The organism is Clostridium fermenticellae (genome assembly GCF_003600355.1).
GTDB classification, from domain to species: Bacteria; Bacillota; Clostridia; order Clostridiales; family Clostridiaceae; genus Clostridium_AV; species Clostridium_AV fermenticellae.
The window spans coordinates 2,211,023-2,231,862 of record NZ_CP032416.1; the positions used below are offsets into that span (position 1 = coordinate 2,211,023).

At 29.4% G+C, this 20,840-nt stretch carries 17 protein-coding genes and 1 riboswitch; of the genes, 8 read left to right on the top strand and 9 right to left on the bottom strand.

The genetic code is table 11. The features are described from left to right. Window positions 1-236: 236 nt before the first annotated feature. From D4Z93_RS13510 to pflA, 4 genes are all read left to right on the top strand, one after another. The gene (locus tag D4Z93_RS13510; protein ID WP_119973285.1) at window positions 237-1,490 is read left to right on the top strand and encodes a transposase; all 1,254 of its coding nucleotides are present in this window, start codon (window positions 237-239) and stop codon (window positions 1,488-1,490) included. A gap of 363 nt (window positions 1,491-1,853) precedes the next feature. Next, on the top strand, window positions 1,854-3,086 hold the full coding sequence (locus D4Z93_RS10295) for a hypothetical protein (protein WP_119973286.1): 1,233 nt from the start codon (window positions 1,854-1,856) through the stop codon (window positions 3,084-3,086). A 469-nt stretch (window positions 3,087-3,555) separates the two neighbouring features. Further along, a riboswitch (ZMP/ZTP riboswitch) is annotated at window positions 3,556-3,633 on the top strand. A 113-nt stretch (window positions 3,634-3,746) separates the two neighbouring features. Continuing rightward, window positions 3,747-5,978, top strand: a complete 2,232-nt coding sequence (gene pflB, locus D4Z93_RS10300; RefSeq protein ID WP_119973288.1) for a formate C-acetyltransferase — start codon at window positions 3,747-3,749, stop codon at window positions 5,976-5,978. A gap of 26 nt (window positions 5,979-6,004) precedes the next feature. Then, window positions 6,005-6,727: a pyruvate formate-lyase-activating protein gene (gene pflA / locus D4Z93_RS10305; RefSeq protein WP_119973290.1), complete on the top strand. Its 723-nt coding sequence runs from the start codon at window positions 6,005-6,007 to the stop codon at window positions 6,725-6,727. 54 nt (window positions 6,728-6,781) lie between these two features. On the opposite strand, the gene D4Z93_RS10310 is transcribed toward pflA, so the two are convergent. The 8 genes from D4Z93_RS10310 to D4Z93_RS10345 form a co-directional block, all read right to left on the bottom strand. After that, window positions 6,782-7,195 carry an RrF2 family transcriptional regulator gene (locus tag D4Z93_RS10310; protein ID WP_119973292.1) on the bottom strand — a complete coding sequence of 138 codons (414 nt, stop codon included), beginning with the start codon at window positions 7,193-7,195 and terminating at the stop codon, window positions 6,782-6,784. 61 nt (window positions 7,196-7,256) lie between these two features. Further along, on the bottom strand, window positions 7,257-10,322 hold the full coding sequence (locus tag D4Z93_RS10315) for an insulinase family protein (protein ID WP_119973294.1): 3,066 nt from the start codon (window positions 10,320-10,322) through the stop codon (window positions 7,257-7,259). Window positions 10,323-10,444: 122 nt separating this feature from the next. After that, window positions 10,445-11,182 (bottom strand): tRNA pseudouridine(38-40) synthase TruA, encoded by a 738-nt coding sequence (truA, locus tag D4Z93_RS10320; RefSeq protein ID WP_119973296.1) that lies wholly within the window; start codon window positions 11,180-11,182, stop codon window positions 10,445-10,447. A 62-nt stretch (window positions 11,183-11,244) separates the two neighbouring features. Then, complete coding sequence (locus D4Z93_RS10325) at window positions 11,245-12,456, bottom strand: ABC transporter permease (RefSeq protein WP_119973298.1); 1,212 nt, start codon at window positions 12,454-12,456, stop codon at window positions 11,245-11,247. After that, complete coding sequence (locus D4Z93_RS10330) at window positions 12,456-13,163, bottom strand: ABC transporter ATP-binding protein (protein ID WP_119973300.1); 708 nt, start codon at window positions 13,161-13,163, stop codon at window positions 12,456-12,458. Before D4Z93_RS10330 ends, D4Z93_RS10325 begins: the two co-directional genes overlap by 1 nt. Continuing rightward, window positions 13,163-14,242 (bottom strand): efflux RND transporter periplasmic adaptor subunit, encoded by a 1,080-nt coding sequence (locus tag D4Z93_RS10335; protein ID WP_119973301.1) that lies wholly within the window; start codon window positions 14,240-14,242, stop codon window positions 13,163-13,165. Before D4Z93_RS10335 ends, D4Z93_RS10330 begins: the two co-directional genes overlap by 1 nt. Window positions 14,243-14,435: 193 nt before the next feature. Continuing rightward, window positions 14,436-15,098, bottom strand: a complete 663-nt coding sequence (locus D4Z93_RS10340) for a YIP1 family protein (protein ID WP_119973303.1) — start codon at window positions 15,096-15,098, stop codon at window positions 14,436-14,438. Window positions 15,099-15,304: 206 nt separating this feature from the next. Further along, window positions 15,305-17,299, bottom strand: coding sequence for a methyl-accepting chemotaxis protein (locus D4Z93_RS10345; protein ID WP_119973305.1), 1,995 nt, complete (start codon window positions 17,297-17,299; stop codon window positions 15,305-15,307). Window positions 17,300-17,505: 206 nt separating this feature from the next. On the opposite strand from D4Z93_RS10345, the gene D4Z93_RS10350 reads away from it, so the two are divergent. Beyond that, window positions 17,506-17,793, top strand: coding sequence for a putative quinol monooxygenase (locus tag D4Z93_RS10350; protein WP_119973307.1), 288 nt, complete (start codon window positions 17,506-17,508; stop codon window positions 17,791-17,793). Between the two features lie 107 nt (window positions 17,794-17,900). After that, window positions 17,901-18,308 carry a bacteriohemerythrin gene (locus D4Z93_RS10355; RefSeq protein WP_119973309.1) on the top strand — a complete coding sequence of 136 codons (408 nt, stop codon included), beginning with the start codon at window positions 17,901-17,903 and terminating at the stop codon, window positions 18,306-18,308. Between the two features lie 63 nt (window positions 18,309-18,371). Here D4Z93_RS10355 and D4Z93_RS10360 read toward each other — a convergent pair whose 3' ends face one another. Then, complete coding sequence (locus D4Z93_RS10360) at window positions 18,372-18,923, bottom strand: superoxide dismutase family protein (RefSeq protein ID WP_119973311.1); 552 nt, start codon at window positions 18,921-18,923, stop codon at window positions 18,372-18,374. A gap of 196 nt (window positions 18,924-19,119) precedes the next feature. On the opposite strand from D4Z93_RS10360, the gene D4Z93_RS10365 reads away from it, so the two are divergent. Together D4Z93_RS10365 and D4Z93_RS10370 are read left to right on the top strand one after the other, a co-directional pair. Beyond that, window positions 19,120-19,779, top strand: coding sequence for a phosphatase PAP2 family protein (locus D4Z93_RS10365; protein WP_119973313.1), 660 nt, complete (start codon window positions 19,120-19,122; stop codon window positions 19,777-19,779). Further along, complete coding sequence (locus tag D4Z93_RS10370) at window positions 19,780-20,796, top strand: glycosyltransferase family 2 protein (protein WP_119973315.1); 1,017 nt, start codon at window positions 19,780-19,782, stop codon at window positions 20,794-20,796. It begins immediately after the preceding gene. The last annotated feature ends 44 nt before the right edge of the window (window positions 20,797-20,840 follow it).

The window sequence follows — 20,840 nt, forward strand, 5'->3', positions numbered from 1 at the left end:
ATAATACAAATGAATATATAATTTCTGTAAACCGGAAATCACAAAATCACAGAAGTTTAGCACTTAAAAAATTTTTAGGACAATAGTCCTTTGAATTATAAAGCCTTATGAATATTTACAGTAGAATTAATAGATTCCGATTTTTACTGGAAATTATACGGAAAAAATTTGCATAATAAAAGCATCCTTTTTATAATGGTTTTGCTAAAAACTAAAAATAAAAGGATGCTGATAAAATGAGTAAAAGTTATTTGAAACAGCTACTCACTTATATTAACAGGGTATATGATATAGGTGAAAAAATCAATAGTTTAAAAAATAAAATAATAAAATCTCCAGCAAAAGTTTCAACAATAGCTTTCGTAGTATTATTTGGATTCATGCTTCAAATAAGAAGTTTCAATAGATTAGAACATTGGATTGAAAAGAATAAATTTAAAAAGGTATTACCTAAAAATACTAAAATGCTACGCATTGACGCCGTTAGGCGTTTCTTGAATGATTTTGATCTTGATGGCTTAAAAAATATCAACAAGCACATAATAAAAACTACTGCGAAGAATAAAGTATTTAGAAATGGTACTATAGATGGTTTAAAGGTAGCTGCCATAGATGGTGTAGAACTATTTGACAGTATTAAAAAATCTTGTAACAACTGCCTTACAAGGGTTGATAAAAATGGTATAACGCATCATTTTCACAGATCAGTAGTTTGTGCAATGGTTGGTTGTGATCCACATATTGTTTTAGATCAGGAAATGCTTGAACCCCAAAAAGATAGTTCAGGTAAAGATGAAGGAGAAATTACTGCCGGCAAACGTTTAATTAAAAAGCTGTATAAAAAATATCATCACTTTGCGGATATCATTGTAGCTGATGCTTTGTATTGTAATGCTACATGGATAAAAGAAGTACTCTCTATAGGAATGAATGCTGTAGTTAGAGTAAAAGATGAACGTCTTCACATTGTAAAAGACGCATTAGCTTTATTTAAATGCCGTGAGGCAGATAAGAACTGGATTGTAAGAAAAAATACAAATATCTACACAAAGATTAAGGCATGGGAAGATGATAATTTTGAAATGTCTGATAAGGATATAAAAGTAAGGTTCTTGAGGTTTGTGGAAGAAATTCATACTGGAGACAGAATAGAGATTAAAGAAGGATGGATCATAACAACAGATAAATTTACATCAGTAGAAAGCCTGTGGAAGATAATGCATAAAAGATGGGACATTGAAAATAATATATTTCATCAACTGAAGACGGAATGGCATTTAGATCACTGTTTTCTTCATAGCCCTACGGGCGTAGAAACAGTTTTAATGTTTATAATAATAGCATTTAATTTAATGCAGTTATACTTTTTTAGGTGTATAAGGGGTTTTAGAGAAAAGAATATGCTTCAAATGGATATTATTGAAGATATAAAAGATGAAAGATTTACTATAGAAAATAATTGGAATAACCCTATATTTGGAAAGACATAATTCAAAATTAAAACTGGAAATTGATTATATAAATTTATCGGGGTAAAGAGGTATTATAATTATTTTTTCGACCTAACGGTCTCCGGGCTTACCAGCCCTTTAAATAAATGTAATTGGATACAATTCCAGTAAAAACAAAATTTTTACTGGAATTTAGGTGCTAAATCTCTGCAAAATCATATGATATATTTGAATGTAAAAACTCATATGATATAATAAAGATAGTATACTATTTAATCTTATCAAATTTTTCTTATTCTATTATGGAGTTTAGGGCTCTACATTCTATAATCTAAAATATTCTAAAAAATTATAATTCTGTATACAATTTATAAATATTTATTTGAAAGGAAGGACTTGATTATGAAAATTAATTTAGGCATTGGATTTGTTACCGGGCGTAAAAGCTTTAAAAGTCTGGTAAAAACGTATATCGAAAGTTTAAATGAGTCTCAAATTAGTTGTGAAAAGGTTAATGTAAATTTATTTGTCAATTTTGATCTTGGGTATACAAAGACAAACATAAATGACTATATTATAACTGACAAAAATGTCCTTGATATAGTCAACTCAATATGTTATATAGACAAGTACAAAATATCAGAAGAAATTAATTACCTGACCGAACATAATATAGTAACATTAGATGAGGCTAATCTTATATTTGGCGAAGGATATGCAATGAAAAGAAATACAATTTTATACTTTGCTATAAAGTATAAGATGGACTGTTTAATTTTTATTGACGATGACGAATATCCTGTAGCTCCTATAGAAATAAATAATGAGTTAGTTTGGAAAGGACAAGATATATTATCAGCACATATAAATAGTATAAAAAACTCAAATATAACCTATGGTTATCAGTGTGGATATATTTCTCCGATCCCAGTTATAAAATTCACCAGCAGCTTTACAGAAAATGATTTTAAAATATTTATAAAATCAATTAGCAATGATATAATAAATTGGAATTCTATTAAAGAAAAGATGATCAATGGAGGAATTACATATGCTGATCCTAAAGTTATAAATAAAAATTCAACAGAAAACGTTAAAGCAATAAATGGAATGAAATTTATTTCCGGTTCAAATTTATGTTTCAATCTAAAAGAATTAGATAAGCTATATCCTTTTTATAATCCACCAGGCGCTAGAGGTGAAGATACATTTATGAGTACTTGCCTAAGTAAATGCACTGTAAAGAAAGTACCCTATTATACTTTTCATGATGGTTTTTCTAAATACCAGCATATACTAAAAGGTATACTGCCAAATAAATTGCACGCTGTCATCCCAAATACAGATAGTATTGCAACAAGATTTTTACTTGCTTCCATTGGCTGGATAAGATACAAGCCTCTTTTACTTTATATTACAAATAGGGAAAACTATCAAATTACTATAGACATAATACGAAAAAATCTTTATGAAGTTGTTCCTAAAATTTGCCATTACTTTAAGGACAAACGATTTTTAAACATACTTTCTGAACTTAATTTATATGCATCTAATGTAAAAAAGCATTATGAAGATTTTCAAAAAACAAAATCAGCATGGATAAAAGTGAAAAATTTTGCATCCAAATTTCAGTAAGATAATTTTTTTAATAAAATTGAAATATAAAAATCTTTATATAAAATAATTTATAAGTTATCTGTTATACTGAAGTGCCTCCTTGCCTTCAGTAACAGTACCTATACATATCATATTTTGTACATCATCAATAAGTATCCTGTTATTACTCATTTTTTTGTGATATCTTAAAAAAGTATAGAGGTTTAAAATTTATAGAAATTGAGTCAAGATATGGAAATCATATCACAATAATTTTATAAATAAAATCTTGAATATTTCAAATATTAATTTACATTGTCTCTACATTTACTCAAAAACCTATTTTATTCTAGATTTTTATTCAATTTTAACATATCATGATCTATCTCTGCTCCAGTTGAAAAGTAAAAATTATTATACATTTTTTCATTATATCATAATTTAAAACTATGTATTGACATTGGTTTTAAATTATGATATTTTTAGCTTGTACTTAAAATTGAATTTTAAAAAGTCGTATAACCGGCGGAAGTGGAATAACCACAGGGAGTACGATTTTTAGCAGCCGACCGCCTGGGCAATAGTAGCCCGGGCGGTCTTTTTGTTTAATATATTAAACAACATTTTGAAATATGCATATTCAAATTTTATAAATCATGTTAGTAAAAAATATCTATAGTTTTAAGGGAGGATGCTTTTATGAAAAAAGAATGGAATGATTTTAATCAAGGAATTTGGTCAGAATCTGTCAATGTCCAAAATTTTATACAGAAGAATTATACACCATATACTGGAGATGAAAATTTCCTGGTACCTGCTTCATCCAAAACTAAAGGTCTATGGCAAAAGTGTGAAAACCTAATACTAGAGGAAATAAAAAAAGGTGGAGTATTCGATGTAGATACAAAAACAGTATCAGGTATAGACAACTTTGCCCCTGGATATATAGATAAAAAAAATGAAACTATATTGGGTCTTCAAACAGATGCACCTTTAAAAAGAATGGTAAATCCATTTGGAGGCATAAGAATGGCAAAACAAGCTCTTGATGCTTATGGATACAAAATCGACAAAGAAATGGAAGAAATATTCTCAAACTATAGAAAAACTCACAATGAAGGTGTATTTGATGCTTACACAGAAGAAATGAGAATAGCAAGACATGTGGGACTATTAACAGGCCTTCCCGATGCATATGGAAGGGGCAGAATCATAGGTGACTTTAGAAGAATAGCACTATATGGAATAGACTTCTTAATTGAGGAAAAGCAAAGAGATTTAAAAACATTAAAGGGAGAAATGCTCGAAGATTTAATAAGACAAAGAGAAGAAGTTTCTGAACAAATTAAAGCTTTAAAGAAAATCAAAAGCATGGCACAAAAATATGGCATTGATATCTCAGACCCAGCATCTAATGCAAGAGAAGCTGTCCAATTTACTTATCTAGGATACCTCGCAGGCATAAAAGAAAATAATGGAGCAGCCATGTCCCTTGGAAGAGTTTCAACATTTCTAGATGTCTACATTGAGAAAGATCTAAAGCTTGGAATAATAACTGAAAGTGAGGCACAGGAGTTAATTGACCAATTCGTAATAAAATTAAGGCTTGAAAGACACCTTAGAACTCCTGAATACAATGAACTATTTGCCGGAGATCCAAACTGGGTTACTGAAGCAATAGGTGGTATGGGGATAGATGGCAGAACTTTAGTTACAAAAACCTCTTTTAGATTTCTTCACACCCTTACAAATTTAGGACCGGCTCCAGAACCAAATATGACAGTGCTTTGGGCACAAAATCTGCCTAAAACCTTTAAAAGTTATTGTTCAAAAATGTCAATAAAAACTGATGCAATTCAGTATGAAAACGACGATATAATGAGACCAATTTACGGTGACGATTATGGAATAGCCTGTTGTGTATCTGCAATGCAGATAGGCAAACAAATGCAGTTTTTCGGTGCAAGATCTAATCTCGCCAAGTCATTACTATACGCAATAAATGCCGGAATTGATGAGAAAAAATTTGAAAAAGTAGTTCCTCACATAAAGAAATTAGATGGAGAATTTTTAAACTACAGAGAAGTTAAAGATAACTACTTCAAAGTGCTGAAATATGTTGCAAATCTCTATGTAAATACTCTTAACGTAATCCATTATATGCATGACAAATATGCATATGAAGCAGGACTCATGGCTCTGCATGATACAGACGTACACAGATTTCTTGCATGCGGCGTAGCAGGGCTTTCAGTTGCAGCAGATTCACTAAGTGCAATAAAATATGCAAAAGTAAAACCTATAAGAAATGAAGATGGAATTGCAATTGACTTTGAAGTTCAGGGAGACTTTCCTAAGTATGGAAATGATGATGACAGAGTAGACGATATAGCTGTTGAAATAGTAAGCAAATTTATAGATGAACTTAGAAAGAATAAAACATACAGAAATGCAGAGCATACTCTTTCTGCCCTTACAATTACATCAAATGTAATGTATGGTAAAAAGACAGGAACAACACCTGATGGCAGAAAAGATGGAGAACCTTTTGCTCCAGGTGCTAATCCAATGCATGGAAGAGATAAAAATGGAGCCCTTGCATCATTAAATTCCGTGGCAAAAATACCATATCGATCAATATGTCAGGATGGTGTATCCAATACTTTTTCCATAGTACCAGCTGCACTTGGAAAAGATAAAGAAAACAGAATAAATAATCTTTCAGCTATCTTAGATGGATATTTTTATAAGGGTGCCCATCACCTAAATGTCAATGTAATGAATAAGGAAACATTATTAGATGCAGTAGAAAATCCAGAAAAGTATCCAACGCTTACAATAAGAGTTTCAGGTTATGCTGTTCACTTTATAAAATTAACAAAAGAGCAGCAGCTTGAAGTAATACACAGAACCTTCCACGAGAGAATTTAATTTATAATTATTTGGGAGGATTTTATATGGGAAATATTCATTCTATAGAAACAATGGGATTAGTTGATGGACCTGGAATACGCGTGGTTGTATTTTTTCAGGGCTGCAGTATTAGGTGTGCTTTCTGCCATAACCCTGAAACCTGGCAACTAAATTCAGGAACTCAAATGACCGCACATAGTCTTTTAAAAAAGATTGAAAGATTTAAAGTTTATTTTGAAAAATCTGACGGTGGAGTAACCTGCTCTGGCGGTGAACCTCTCATGCAGCCTGAATTTTTAATTGAATTTTTAAAATTGTGTAAAGCATCTAATATACACACAGCGATTGATACAGCTGGCTTTGGTATTGGAATGTATGACGAGATTTTAAAGTATACAGATCTTGTTTTACTTGACATAAAAAGTACAGATGATGATGGCTACAGGACTTTAACCGGAAGAAATAGTAATGAATTCTTAAGCTTTGCAGACGCATTAAACAACTCAAATTCCAAAATATGGTTAAGACATGTTATACTACCTGGCATAACAGACAGCTATGAATGTATGGATAAGCTATTATGCTTCATAAAAGAACACATTGATTTGTCTAAAGTTCAAAAATTTGAAATTCTGCCCTATCATACACTTGGACTTAACAAATACAAAAATTTAAACATCAGTTATAAACTTGAGGGAGTAGAAAACATGGATAAAGAAGCCTCACTTGAATTTGAAAAGTATGTAATCTCAAAACTAAATATCTAAAAAATATCATCCACCTTAAGAAACTTTAGGTGGATGTTTTACGGATTTTTGCATCTAACATATTCCATTTTTTATATCTTCAAAATTAATATTTCCAAGTCTTTCTTTGAGTTCATTATTTACTTTTTCCAAAACCAAATGAAGTTCACATGTTTTAGATCTATTAGCCGAACAATATTCTGGATCAAAGACACATCTGTTTAAACTAATGGATCCATCTATTGATTCTATGACATCTTTAACTGAAATATTTTTTGGCAATTTTTTTAATGAATAACCACCATTTTTTCCTCTATATGATATTATTATTTCTGAAGCTATAAGTTTTCTCAGAAGTTTTAATAAAAATCTTAACGGAATTTTTTCACTATCTGAAATTTTAGATGCATCTGCCCTATTCCCATATCCGAGCTTTGTCAAGTACAATACAACTCTTAATGCATAGTCTGCTTCCTGTGTTATTCTCATATATTTTCTCCTCACATATGGTTGCAAAAGTATACCTTATGAGTATACTTTTTATAATATATTACCATTCATCGTTTTTGTCAACGGAAAAATCAGGCAATCTCTTCACCTCATTGAACTTGCTATTACTTTCAATTATTTTAGAACTTTCACCTACAGCGCATATATAATTTTGTTCTAATATCTTATCTATAACATCTGCAAACTCCATTATATCTTCCTTTTTAGTGGATATTAATTCATCTCTCTGTTTTTGAAGATCTGCTTGACTTACTCCTTTTAAATATAATTCATCTGCCACAATTCCATCTCCTGCAGGTCCTATAACTGAACTTGCCGAGTTATATCTGTTGTCAATATTTGAAGCCGCACTTATTATATAATTATTCATCTGCCTGTCACTTACATTAAATTTTCTTAAGTAATTCGGTATTTTATCAAAAACATCCAGAGTTTCATTTAAATTAGGATCTCTATATGAATAAAATAATATTGTACCATTATTCATACTCGATGCAGCTCCATAAGCTCCTCCTTTAATTCTTATATTATCCCAGAGATAACTATTTATTATGTTCTGCAGTACCTCATATTTACCATTTTGCATACACTGGGATTTCTGAAGTTCACCACCCTTAAATACATATTGAACTTTTGAAGGTATAATAATTCCTTCGTTTATTGTTGAATTATTAAATTTATATTTATATGTCGGTAATTTTCTATCTGAAAATATAGATAAAATTCCATAGAATTTATGCTGTGAAAAACTTTTATAGTCATCATCATCTCCGATAAAACTTACTATCATTCCATCTTTATTAAATATCTCTTCTTTAACCTCTTTAAGATTATTAACAATTTCATCACTTTTACTCTCAAAGTTTTTATCCAGGTCACATATAAAAGGATAAATACCATAATTATTATAATTTTTATATTTACCATACTCAGACATATAGGATTGTACCTTTAGAGCCCCAACTGTGTCTCCAGAATATAACATCGATTCCTCAATACTAAGTTTTATATTTTTTATTACTTCTCTCAATCTATATTTGTCATTCAAATTAGAATTTAATACAATTTCTTTTAACAAATTAAGTGATGATGATAAATTATCTTTTGTTGTTGATACTTGTGCAGAGAATTTAGGTGAGTATGAATTATTATCTCCATTTTTAGGAATACAATTGATGTAGAATTCCATATTACCATTTATCATATTTTGCTCCTCTAATTTTTCCGCTGAATAATTATTTGTGCCTATATTCCCCAGGATATTTTTCAATAAACATATATATCCAAGTTTATCCTGAGGAACTGTAGTCGTATCAAAATACATGGTTATAATATCAACACCATTTGTATCTATTGGATGTTCTAAAATTTTAACTTCTGCATCATCTTTTTCAATAGTTTTATATTCTTTAACCTTTTTATTTATATCTGAAAGTGATAATGAAGGTATAGTTTTTAATTTATTACTAGATACCGGTGCTTCCTGCCACTTTCTCAATTTTTTTGTGTCATTTATCAGGTTCTTTAATTGACTTTCAGACATAGATTCCTTATATTTAGCTAATTTCTCTTTAAGCTCAATCTGATTTTTTTCCTCAAGTTCAGGTTCTGGTACAAGCAATACAAGTGATGAATGATTATTATCAAGCATATACTTTTTTATAAGATTTTGAACATTACTTTTTGCATATTCATAGCTGGCATTAACATTTAAATATTTTGTCGGCTCTCCTCCATATATCCAACTCATCATAATTAAGTTATTATACTGCAGTTCATAATTTCCCTGCATAACAGATCCAATATATTTTTCTCTCTTCTCAACTGCATCTAACAGATTTTTATCTATTCCATCTCTCACTATTGTTTGAAGTGTAGTTTCAACAACCTTTTTAAATTTATCCTTTTGATTTTTATTAATACCCTGGGCAGTTATACTTAAAACCGGCTGAACACTATCTGCATCAAATTTAACCGACACATTTTCACCAAATCCATTTTCTTTTAATGCTTTTGTAATTGGTGAAGATGGCAAACCACCTAAAAGTTCAGCAATATAATCAAATGAATTAATCAGTTTATCATCTGTAACCTTCCCAATTACATAATTTAAAGTTAAGTAAGTTTTATTTTTAGTATCTGTTCCACTTTGGGCAGGATATGGCACTTCCTTTTGTACCATTTCAGTGAAAGGTTTTTGAAGCTGGATTTCCGTATTTACTTGTTTTTTAGGTATTTTATTTAAATAATTATCACCTATAAATTTTAACTTATTTTCAATATCCATCTTGCCGTATAAATAAAAATAACTGTTTGATGGACAATAATTATTTCTATAGGTATTTATAAGTTCATTGTAAGTCAAATCAGGTATATTATCTGGTACACCCCCAGAATCATATTTATATGATGTATCTGGAAACAGTGATTTTTCAATTTCCTTATTCAAGATCCATTTAGGAGAGGAGTATTCACCTTTCATTTCATTATATACTATTCCATTGTACTTTAATTCATCCTGCAGGGAATTCAATTCAAGTCGTATGCCTTCCTGTTTAAATATCCTATTATCTTTTAATACATTTGGATAAAATACAGAATTCAAATACACACTAATTAAATTTTGAAAGTCTTTATCATTTTTACTGGATACAGGGTAACTTGTAACATTATCTGTTGTATATGCATTTAAATATGTGCTCATTGATTGCTTCATAAGTTGATTAATAAGACCTTTAACAGGATATTTCCTTGAGCCCTCTAAAACAGAATGTTCTATTACATGATTTACTCCGGTGTTATCCTTTGCAGGTGTACGAAAGTTTATACACATCATCTTATTTTCACTATCATTTTCCAGATATATCAGATTAGCACCACTTTTAGTATGTTTGTAAACATAAACAGTAGACTTTATATCAGGTATAAATTTTCTAGAAACTAATTTAAATCCACCAAGAGATTTATTATTTGAAGCTAAAGATGTTATTAATTCTGAATCAATTCCTAATGCTCTGGCATTGTTTAACGTCTGTGATGTAACTGCCTGCGACACAAACACTAAAAGAGTTATCAATACTGTCGTATATTTTAATTTTCTATACATTTGACTCTCCCTCTTTACTCTCTAAAAATTTAGAGCACTTCATAAATTATGAAGTGCTTTAAATAATTAATAATATTATGTGTCTATTTGGATAAATTAATTCTTAGATTTAAATATAATTTTTAATATTGAACACTTTTTAAACATAATCCCTTAGGTGGTGCTATTGGAATTGTCTGATCTCTTTGTTTTCTGTCCAATATTAATTCTACATCATAAGAAGTTATATTATGAAGTCCTGCTTCTATAAGAACTCCTGTAATTATTCTGACCATATTTAATAAAAATGCATTTCCATTTATCTCTATTAAAATCAATCCATTATCTTCGCTTATATCTATATAATTTATAGTTTTTACAGTCGACTTATTACTCGACTTAAGTCTTGTAAAGCTTTTAAAGTCATGTGTTCCAGTTAAAATTTCAGCTGCCTTTTTCATTTCTTCAACATCTAGTTTCTTATCGATATGATATACATATTTTCTCTCAAAAACGTCTCTAAACCTATTATTATTTATACTATAAATATAAGTTTTTGATTTAGCATTATACCTGGCATGAAATCTATCAGAGGTATCCTTAATTGATTTTACAACTATATCTTCAGGTAAAAACTTATATATATAATCCAGCATCTCATCTACACTTAAATTTGATTCAGTATGAAAATTGGCTGTGTAATCATATGCATGGACTCCTGAATCAGTTCTGCTGCATCCTATAAGCTGTATATCCTCTCCTGTCATTTTACTTAAAACACTTTCGAGTTTTCCCTGTATAGTTAAAACCCCTTCTTTTTGTTTCTGCCAACCCTTATATTTACTTCCATCATACTGGATTGATAATTTCAAATTTCTCATACAATACCGCCTTTAACTTTATTATTTATGAATTATTTTCATAAACACCATTCAGCATCTTTTTATTCATACCTTAAAGCCTCAATAGGATCTAATTTTGCTGCCTTACTTGCTGGATACAATCCAAAGAATATTCCAATTGCTGACGAAAATAAAAATGCTATAAGGATTACTCCAATAGATACCGGAACATGTATCTTCAATATAGCTCCAATAATCTTGCCAGCAGTTATACCAAATATAGTACCGATGGCTCCACCTATAAGACATAGTATTATAGATTCCATAAGAAATTGTACTTTTATATCACGGGTTTTTGCCCCAATTGCCTTCCTTATTCCAATCTCCCTGGTCCTTTCTGTTACAGATACAAGCATGATATTCATGACACCTATTCCACCTACTAAGAGTGATATAGCTGCAATCGCGCCAAGTATACCAGTTACAATATTTAAAACCTTATTCAGAGAGTCAAGTCCCTTAAATCCACTTTGCGCACTGTAGATTCCTTTAGCTTGATGCCTGCTTTCAAGAATCTTCACTATCTTAGAACTTATTTGATCCGCTTTACTCATATCAGACAGCATAACTGACATATAACTTATATTTGTATTTGCAAATATTCTATCCGCAGATGTCACAGGCATAAATACCTGACCAGGTGCATTCTCCGATGCCTCACCTAAGTTTGAACTAGAATCTTTACATATACCAACTATATGCAGATTAGTTTCTCCATTATCTGATTCAACTATAACATCTTCTCCAAGTGCATTATCCGTTCCACGAAATAACTTCTGAGCTGTTTTTTCATCTATGATTGCCGCACTCGATCTTATTTCTGCATCATGGTCATTCAAAAACCTTCCACTGACCATTTTCGTACCTGAAATCTCATCATATCCTTTTGCCGATGCTACAATCTCAACACGCTTGGACTTATTTGCAACTTTTAAATTTCCTACACTCGAAAGCATTGGAACAACCTGTTTAACCTCAGGTATCTTATTATTTATAAGGTTAACATCATCCATAGTAAAATAATCTTTATTTTCTATAGGTTTATCTGAATACTGATTCAGGTTGACATTAACCACATTACTGCCTATACCTTGAAACTCTCCTGCAATATATTCCTTCGCTGCAGCACCTATAGAAACTATAGTGATTACCGAAGATATTCCTATTATTATTCCAAGCATAGTCAAAAAAGATCTCAATTTATTTGACTTTATACTCTGAATTGCAGATTTAAAACCTTCCTCTATATTCATTACTTCTTCCCCCTAACTATAGTTCTGCTTACAACTAGTTTGTCAGAGATTATAGTGCCATCTTTAAAGACTACATTTCTCTTTGTGTGCATAGCTATATCAGGTTCATGTGTAACCATGACGATAGTTACCCCTTCATCATTTAGCTCTTGAAAAATTCCCATTATTTCCTCACTTGAAATACTATCTAAATTTCCAGTAGGTTCATCAGCAAGTATTATAGATGGATTATTAACTAATGCTCTTGCAATAGCAACTCTCTGTTTTTGTCCTCCAGACATTTCATTTGGTTTATGTTTAATTCTATCAGACAATCCAACTCTATCTAATGCTAATTTTGCTCTGCTCTCTCTTTCATGTTTCGGTACACCAGCATACATCATTGGAAGTTCAACATTTTCTATTGCTGTAAGCTTTGGAAGTAAATTAAAAGCTTGAAATACAAATCCGATTTTTTTATTCCTTATTTCAGCTAAACTATTGTCATCTAGTGATGATACATCGGTATCTTCTAAATAATATTTTCCACCGGTAAACTTGTCTAAACATCCAATTACATTCATTAAAGTAGATTTCCCGGACCCTGATGCCCCCATTATAGCCACATATTCTTCCTTTTCAATTTGCAAATTGACTTCCTTTAAAGCTTTAAGCTTTATAGAACCAGTATCATACACCTTAACTAAATCTTCAAGTTTAATTATCACTACTTGGTCCCTCCTGCTTGTACCTTTGAAGCATCTTTTACAGTGTCTCCTTCTTTAAGTGTATCTTGAGGATTTGTTACATACTTTTCTCCCTGTTTAAGTCCACCTATTACTTCTATGGCATCATCTGTTTCTATACCTGTCCTTATATATTTTTTAGCAACCTTATTTTCATCATTTACTACATAAACGTATTTCTTCTTTGTACCTTTGTCTTCTTTAACACTGTCTGATGAAACAGCAATTGCATTCTGCCTTTCATCAAATATAATTTCAACATCAGCGGAATAACCTGATTTTATAGTATCATCACCAGAAGCTCCATCAAGTGTTATAGTGACATTAACTTTAGGATCCTGCTGAGTTTGAGTTACATTAGTGCCAGTCTGTGTCTGTGCTATCTGTCCAACATCAGTAACAGATCCAATATATTTCATACTATCATTCCCTTTTACCTTAACAATAGCCTTCTGTCCCTTTGATACCTTCATAGCATCATATTGACTCATATCAACAGAAACTTTGTATTTAGAAGTATCATCTACTATTATTTTATCACCTTGTTGTGGAACTTGTCCCTCTTTTGCATCAACTTTTACTACTTTACCATCAGTATCAGCTTTTATATTACATGCATCTATTTTCTCATTTAAACTATCAATTTCAGATCTAATAGAATCTGTCGAATTTGATACACCTGTTTGTGCTTGTGACATTGCATTTTGAGCACTCGATAAATCAGCTTTTTCCTTGCTCAGTTCGCTTTCATATTCAGATGAATCCATTTGGACCAGAATATCACCTTTTTTTACATCCTGACCCTCAGTTACCAAAACTTTATCAACCCTTTGAGTATTACTTAGTGTTATCTCATTTCTATAATTAGGTGATATTGTTCCAGAAACAATAGTACTTTCAATTATATTTTTCTTAATGGCACTAGATATATTAACACTTTTTATGTCATTTTTTTTGGCTTTTGAGTAGGAAGCTATACCTATAATCACAATTACAAGTAGAATAAATGCAATAATTGCTAATTTTTTCTTTCCTTTTATAGATTTAAACTTAGACTCCATTTATTTTTCCTCACCTTTCTAGGTATAATATACAGATTATTTTTAAATAATATAGTACTCTTATATTATAACATTAATGTAGAAAATTTCACTTCTTTTTAAAAGAATCTTATAAATACACAACTGACATTATATAAGCTATAATGTCAGTTGTGTACAGCTAAATATAATTAGTATACTTAGTCAAATGATTTTAAACTAATATCATAATTATAACTGATAAAATGTAAATTCCAAAGTTTATAATTAAAGCCTTCTTCATGCTAATTTTAAATACAGCTGATGTTCCTATTGATGATAATATTATACTCCATATATAAAATATATCTATATGTGAAAGCAATTTATAAATAAAAGTATTTGTTGATGAATTTAAAAATACAGCAAAACTTGTCGATATATTCTTTATATTTTGAGCTTCAGTAAAAATCATAACCACAGCAGTTAAAATATTTGATATTACAATAGGAACGTATGCAATTAAATTAACACAATATAATTTTTTAAAATTTCCCTTTTCCTTTAAAATTGACGTTATCACTTTGATAAATACACTAAGTATTAATACTGTTAAAGCTGGTCCAATTAATGCAGTAATTATTCCTGAGATCACTGCACTAATTTTCACAAAAGATATTGCTGATTGTGATAAATTTACAGATTGCTGTGCATTTAAAATAGTATACCCTACAATTTTAGGCATTTCAACTAAAATAACAAGCAATTCAATAACAGTTATTACTATCCAATAGCTCCATATCCTAGGATTGCCTTCAATGTTATTCATAACTTTAACTGGTGATGTTATAACTTCCATAATGTTTTTGAAAGCTTTACCTTTACTTTCCTGTGACATTTATATTTTCCCCCTCTTAGTAATTAATTATATGGATTTGATTCTATATATATTGTATATATATCATATACAGTATAATTACTTTTTTCAATGCACAGAGGATTAAAGGTTTGTGTCAAGTTCTAGCCGGTAATTTATTTTTTAAACTTTTTTATTATTTTAGAACCTAACTTTTGTACTGCGTTCCATATTGCCATTTAAATTAATCATAATTTGAATTTTTTAACTTGACCTGTCATTTCTTTTGTACTTTTAGTAAGATTATTAGCTGAATTTAAAACCTCATCTGACAATTTACTCATTTCGTCTGAAGATGCATTTATTTCTTCTGAGGATGCAGAGACTTCCTCAGCAACTGCAGATGTAGATTCTACTTTATTTAGAATTTTCTCTTTTCTTTCATTTATCTCAGTTGTAGAATTATTTATATCTTCAATTTTAGGAATAATATTATCCACAGCCTTGATAATATTTTCATATGAATCTAATGCATTATCCACAATGATACCTTGTTTATTTAAATCATCTGAAACTTTATTAGTTGAATTTATCATTATCTTATTTTGGCTATAAATATCTGAAACTATTTTAGATATATTATTAGATGATTCTTTAGATTGTTCTGCCAACTCTCTTATTTCATCCGCAACCACAGAGAATCCCTTGCCAGCTTCACCCGCTCTAGCAGCTTCAATAGCAGCATTTAATGCCAATAAATTCGTTTGCTCTGATATAGAATTGATCAAATCAGTTATTTCATTTATCTTATTTATATTTTCACCTGACTCTTTAATTGTAGCTTCAAAATTTTTAAATGTATCCATTGTATTTGCAATAGACTCTGAGAGCTCATGTATTCGCTCACTGCTTTTACCAGCCAGGGAACTAATTCCTTTTGAATTATTATCAACATCTCTGATTTTTTTAATAATCTCCTCTAAATTTTGACTAAAACTGTTTAAAATTTCAGTTATAGTAACTAAATCTTGAGCTTGTGCTCCTGTACCATTTGTAACTTCTTCAATAGCAAGTGCAACAGATTCTGAAGATTTACTCATTTCATCTGAAATAGACGACAGCTTTTGAGAATCATTATCTATTTTATTTGAATTATTTACCACTGATTTAAGCATGTCCCTTATAGAATTTTGCATAGTGTCAACAGCCATTATCATTGTACCCAATTCATCTTCATTATTTAGTTCTTCTTTTAATACAGAACTTGTAAAATCACCAGAAGCCATTGTAACTATATAATTAGTAGCATTTTTTATCTTTTTAGAAAAGCTATCTGATATAAAATATACAATTATAAAAGCCAAAACTAAAAATATGCATGAAAAAATCACTATAAATCTAGTCAAAATATTAAGTTCTGAATTCACTTCACTTTGGGCAACAGCAACGGCAAATGACCATGTTGTGTTTAAAACCGGTGCATATGTAACAAATTTATTCTGACCATTATATTTATATATTCCATATCCTTTTTCCCTATTTATCATTTTTCTTTGTATATTTGCAAACTCTTTCAAGGCAGGATCCTTTTTAGAATTTTCTATTACATTATACATTTTAATTACTAGATTCTTATTAGTATTTGCTATTGTAACTCCTGTATTCGATATCATATAAGCAGTTCCAGTATCCCCGAATTTTATGTCATCTGTAATACTGCTTATATGATTTCCGTCCTTAGCAGCTGCTAAAACCCCAATTATATTACCATTTTCTTTGATTGGTACAGCATACACGACGACTAATTTTTTATCTGCCTTACTAACAATGGGATCAGAAACCCATGGTTTGCCTGAAAGCGCCTTTTTAAAATAATCTCTATTTGAGAGATTTGCTGTTTTTGAATCACTATATTTTGCATTTCCATTTAAATCAATAATTGCAATACTAATATAACTATTTCTTTCAATTTCATCCTTTAATCCAGCAAGCTTATCATCTACAGACTTACTACTATCTATTATCGAATCACTTGCTGCAATTTGTTTTAATATACTTAATTGTTCTGAAACTTTTGACGAAACAATTGCTGCTCCTTCTTCTGCAATTTTTGACATAGTCTTACCATTATTATTTTCAAGTGCATTAGATGACATTTTTAATGTTATAACACTTAGAGAAATTATAATTGCCAAAATTAATATTTCAATAGGTAGTAGCAATTTCATTTTTATAGTCTTCATTTTAATTTTCCTCCTAAATTATATAATATCTTGTAAGCTTGTAAACTTGTTAACATATATTAAATTATATCATATTGTATTAAATTTTGTATTAAAAATACCCATAAAAATAATATCTAATTGACCCATAATATATATTGAATAAAAATATTACAGGATATATTATTATTTTATATAACTAATCAAAAATCGAAAGGGGCATTAAAATGATAAGAATAATATCAAAAAATCAAATAAAACCAAATAAAAAAGATGAATTTATAAAACTTACAAATGAATTAATAGAAAAAAGTAGAAAAGAAGATGGTTGTATAGCATATAATTTGTTTGAGGATATAAATAACCCTTTTATACTTACCTTTGTAGAGGATTGGGAAAACCAGGAATCTATTAATAATCATAACAATAGTGAACATTTTAAAAGGATAGTCCCTCAATTTCAAAAATTTCGTTCAAGTGAAAAGGAATTTAATCTTTATAGAAAATTAGAGTAATAATAAAAATAAAATACAATAATTATTTAATGATAACAATTATTGTATTTTATTTTTATTTTGTTATAATTAACCTATATAACAATTTATTATGAGGAGGAATAAAAATGTTTGAATGGAAAAGAGAGTATGAAACTGGAATAGAAATTATAGATTCTCAGCATAAAGAACTATTCAAAATTGCTAATAGATCTTATAAACTTTTAAAAAATGATATGGTTACAGACAAATATGATAGAGTAGTTGAAATAATAAATGAACTATTAGATTATTGTGAATATCACTTTTCAACAGAAGAAAAATTTTTAATCGATATAAAATATAATAAATTTATCAGTCATAAATCACAACATGAAGAATTTATAAAAAAACTCAGAAGCTCCAATCTTAATGATATAGATGATAATCAAGATGAATACTTAATGGACATACTGAATTTCTTTATCAAATGGATATCTGGTCATATTTTATCTAAAGATATGGATTATGTAAGATTCAATAATTCCATAAAATAATTTATATACTATATCTTAAAATAGATAAAATGATACCAAATTGATATCATTTTATCTATTTCATTACATATACATTCGTTCTATTACTCCACAGGCTAATTTTCTTCCAGAATTTCCTGAAGGCTGGGTTCTATAATCATCTGGGCTTTCATGTATAATTACTGATTTTCCTATAATCTGACCTACTGTGAACTTATTTGTAAAAAATATCATTTTCGCATATCCATTATTCGAAAACAGGACCGGAAAATCACCTGCATGATTTCCATGTGGTTGATTGGTTGGATTCCAATGTTCTCCTGTATCTGGAAATGGTTCTTTTTCATCACCAACACTGCAATTTCCATTCTGATGTATATGAAAACCAAATGGACCAATTTGAGGTTTATTTTGTGATGCAGGACTATACTCAGGGAGCCCGTTAACCTCAACAAAAACCTCTGTTCCATTCCCTACATCTGTAAATATAACGGTTCCACTTATATTAGGTGCCAATACTCCACCTTTTATATTAGCTATAGCCTCTTTAACTGTCTGTAAATCATTATCATATCTCTCATTATTCCTGTAGTAATCATAATAAACCAATGGACATATATAATTTTGCATGTACATAATTCCTCCAAACCAAAATATCATAATCAATGTATTTTATGCATATACGTTATATTTGTTACTATTTCAGTAATTTCATTAAAACTATATGAACAATTTGAGAATTCATTCTAAATGATAAGTAATATATTGACTTAATACATTACAAAACATTATACTTAAAATAAATTATATTAATAAAAGGACTTAATAAAAAATGAAAATAACAGATAAAATATATAAATATATACCAAAATATTCTATCAAGCCCTTGATTTTATGTGTGATTTTTAACTTCACTATATATTCCGGAGTACGTTTATTTTATGGAAATAGGGTATTTCATGATTTAACTTCATATTATGATAATAGAATTCCCGTTATTCCAGTTTTTGTATTAATTTATTTTGGAAGTTATCTATTTTGGATTGCCAATTACATACTTATAAGCAGAATAGGAAGAGATCACTGTTATCGTTTTTTAATGGCAGATTTATTAGGAAAATTGATATGTGGTATTATATATATAACTTTTCCTACCACTAACATTAGACCGGATATAACTACATCTGGTATTTTTTCAGACATGCTTAGATTTTTATATACTATAGATCCGGCTAACAATCTTTTTCCTTCTATTCACTGTTTAGTTAGCTGGTATTGTTTTGTTGGTTTAAGAAATTGTAAGTCTGTATCTTCACGATATAGATATTTTTCTTTATTTGTTGCTATAATGATATGTATTTCTACATTGGTAACAAAACAACATGTTCTAATTGATGTTTTAGGGGGTGTTATGCTAGCTGAATTAACCTGGCAGCTATCTTTACATTTACAACTCTATAAAACACTTAAATTTATTAATCAGGAGGTATAGATGAAAGTTCTTACTGTAGTAATTCCATGTTACAATTCAGCAGATTACATGGATAGAGCAATAGAATCTCTGCTAATTGGAAGCGAAGATTTGGAAATTTTAATTATAGATGATGGTTCTGGTGATGATACCTTAAAAATCGCAAAAGATTATGAAAGAAAATATCCAGGTATTGTTTATACAATTCATAAAGAAAATGGCGGCCATGGTGATGCTGTAACAACTGGCCTTAAAAACTCAAATGGCCTTTATTTTAAAGTCTTAGATAGTGATGATTGGTTTGATAAAGATAGCTTTAAGAAAGTCCTTAGTATATTAAAGGATTTAATAAAAACTTCAAAAACTGTAGATATGCTTATTGCAAATTATGTATATGAAAATGCCATTATTCATAGATCAAAAAGCATAAACTACAAAGGGGCAATGCCAGAAGAAAAAATATTTACATGGGACGAACTAGGTCATTTAAAAAATAGCCAAAATATATTAATGCACTCTGTTATATATCGTACAGATGTCCTTAGAGAGTGTAATTTAGAGCTTCCAAAACACACATTTTATGTTGATAATATTTTTGTATATAAACCACTTCCTTATGTAAAAACTATGTACTATATAAATGTAGATCTATATAGATACTTCATTGGAAGAGAAGATCAATCCGTTAATGAAAAAGTAATGATTTCACGAATAGATCAGCAAATTAAAGTTACAAAAATACTCATAGACTCGTACAATCCTATGATTATAGGATCTAGAAAACTTCGCAAATATATGACTAAATATATAGTAATGATGATGGCGGTTAGTACCGTACTCCTGTTAAAAGAAAATACAGATGATAGTTTACATAAAAAAAATGAATTATGGAATTATTTAAATTATAAAAATAAGAGCTTGTATAGAGAAGTGAGTAAATCAACTTTAGGACTTTTAATGCAGCTTAAGGGACTTTTAGGAAGAAATATTATATTACTTGGTTATTCATTATCTAGAAGAGTAATTGGATTTAATTAAATAAATACACATTGAAAATTTAAAATCAAAGTTTTCAATGTGTA

Coding starts and splice junctions, on each gene's coding strand:
- D4Z93_RS10355 (WP_119973309.1), top strand. CDS start 17,901: ATGTTTGAATGGAAAAGAGAGTATGAAACTGGAATAGAAATTATAGAT.
- truA (WP_119973296.1), bottom strand. CDS start 11,182: ATGAGAAATTTGAAATTATCAATCCAGTATGATGGAAGTAAATATAAG.
- D4Z93_RS10365 (WP_119973313.1), top strand. CDS start 19,120: ATGAAAATAACAGATAAAATATATAAATATATACCAAAATATTCTATC.
- D4Z93_RS10345 (WP_119973305.1), bottom strand. CDS start 17,299: ATGAAGACTATAAAAATGAAATTGCTACTACCTATTGAAATATTAATT.
- D4Z93_RS10325 (WP_119973298.1), bottom strand. CDS start 12,456: ATGAATATAGAGGAAGGTTTTAAATCTGCAATTCAGAGTATAAAGTCA.
- D4Z93_RS10315 (WP_119973294.1), bottom strand. CDS start 10,322: ATGTATAGAAAATTAAAATATACGACAGTATTGATAACTCTTTTAGTG.
- D4Z93_RS10350 (WP_119973307.1), top strand. CDS start 17,506: ATGATAAGAATAATATCAAAAAATCAAATAAAACCAAATAAAAAAGAT.
- D4Z93_RS10340 (WP_119973303.1), bottom strand. CDS start 15,098: ATGTCACAGGAAAGTAAAGGTAAAGCTTTCAAAAACATTATGGAAGTT.
- pflA (WP_119973290.1), top strand. CDS start 6,005: ATGGGAAATATTCATTCTATAGAAACAATGGGATTAGTTGATGGACCT.
- pflB (WP_119973288.1), top strand. CDS start 3,747: ATGAAAAAAGAATGGAATGATTTTAATCAAGGAATTTGGTCAGAATCT.
- D4Z93_RS10295 (WP_119973286.1), top strand. CDS start 1,854: ATGAAAATTAATTTAGGCATTGGATTTGTTACCGGGCGTAAAAGCTTT.
- D4Z93_RS10360 (WP_119973311.1), bottom strand. CDS start 18,923: ATGTACATGCAAAATTATATATGTCCATTGGTTTATTATGATTACTAC.
- D4Z93_RS10310 (WP_119973292.1), bottom strand. CDS start 7,195: ATGAGAATAACACAGGAAGCAGACTATGCATTAAGAGTTGTATTGTAC.
- D4Z93_RS13510 (WP_119973285.1), top strand. CDS start 237: ATGAGTAAAAGTTATTTGAAACAGCTACTCACTTATATTAACAGGGTA.
- D4Z93_RS10370 (WP_119973315.1), top strand. CDS start 19,780: ATGAAAGTTCTTACTGTAGTAATTCCATGTTACAATTCAGCAGATTAC.
- D4Z93_RS10335 (WP_119973301.1), bottom strand. CDS start 14,242: ATGGAGTCTAAGTTTAAATCTATAAAAGGAAAGAAAAAATTAGCAATT.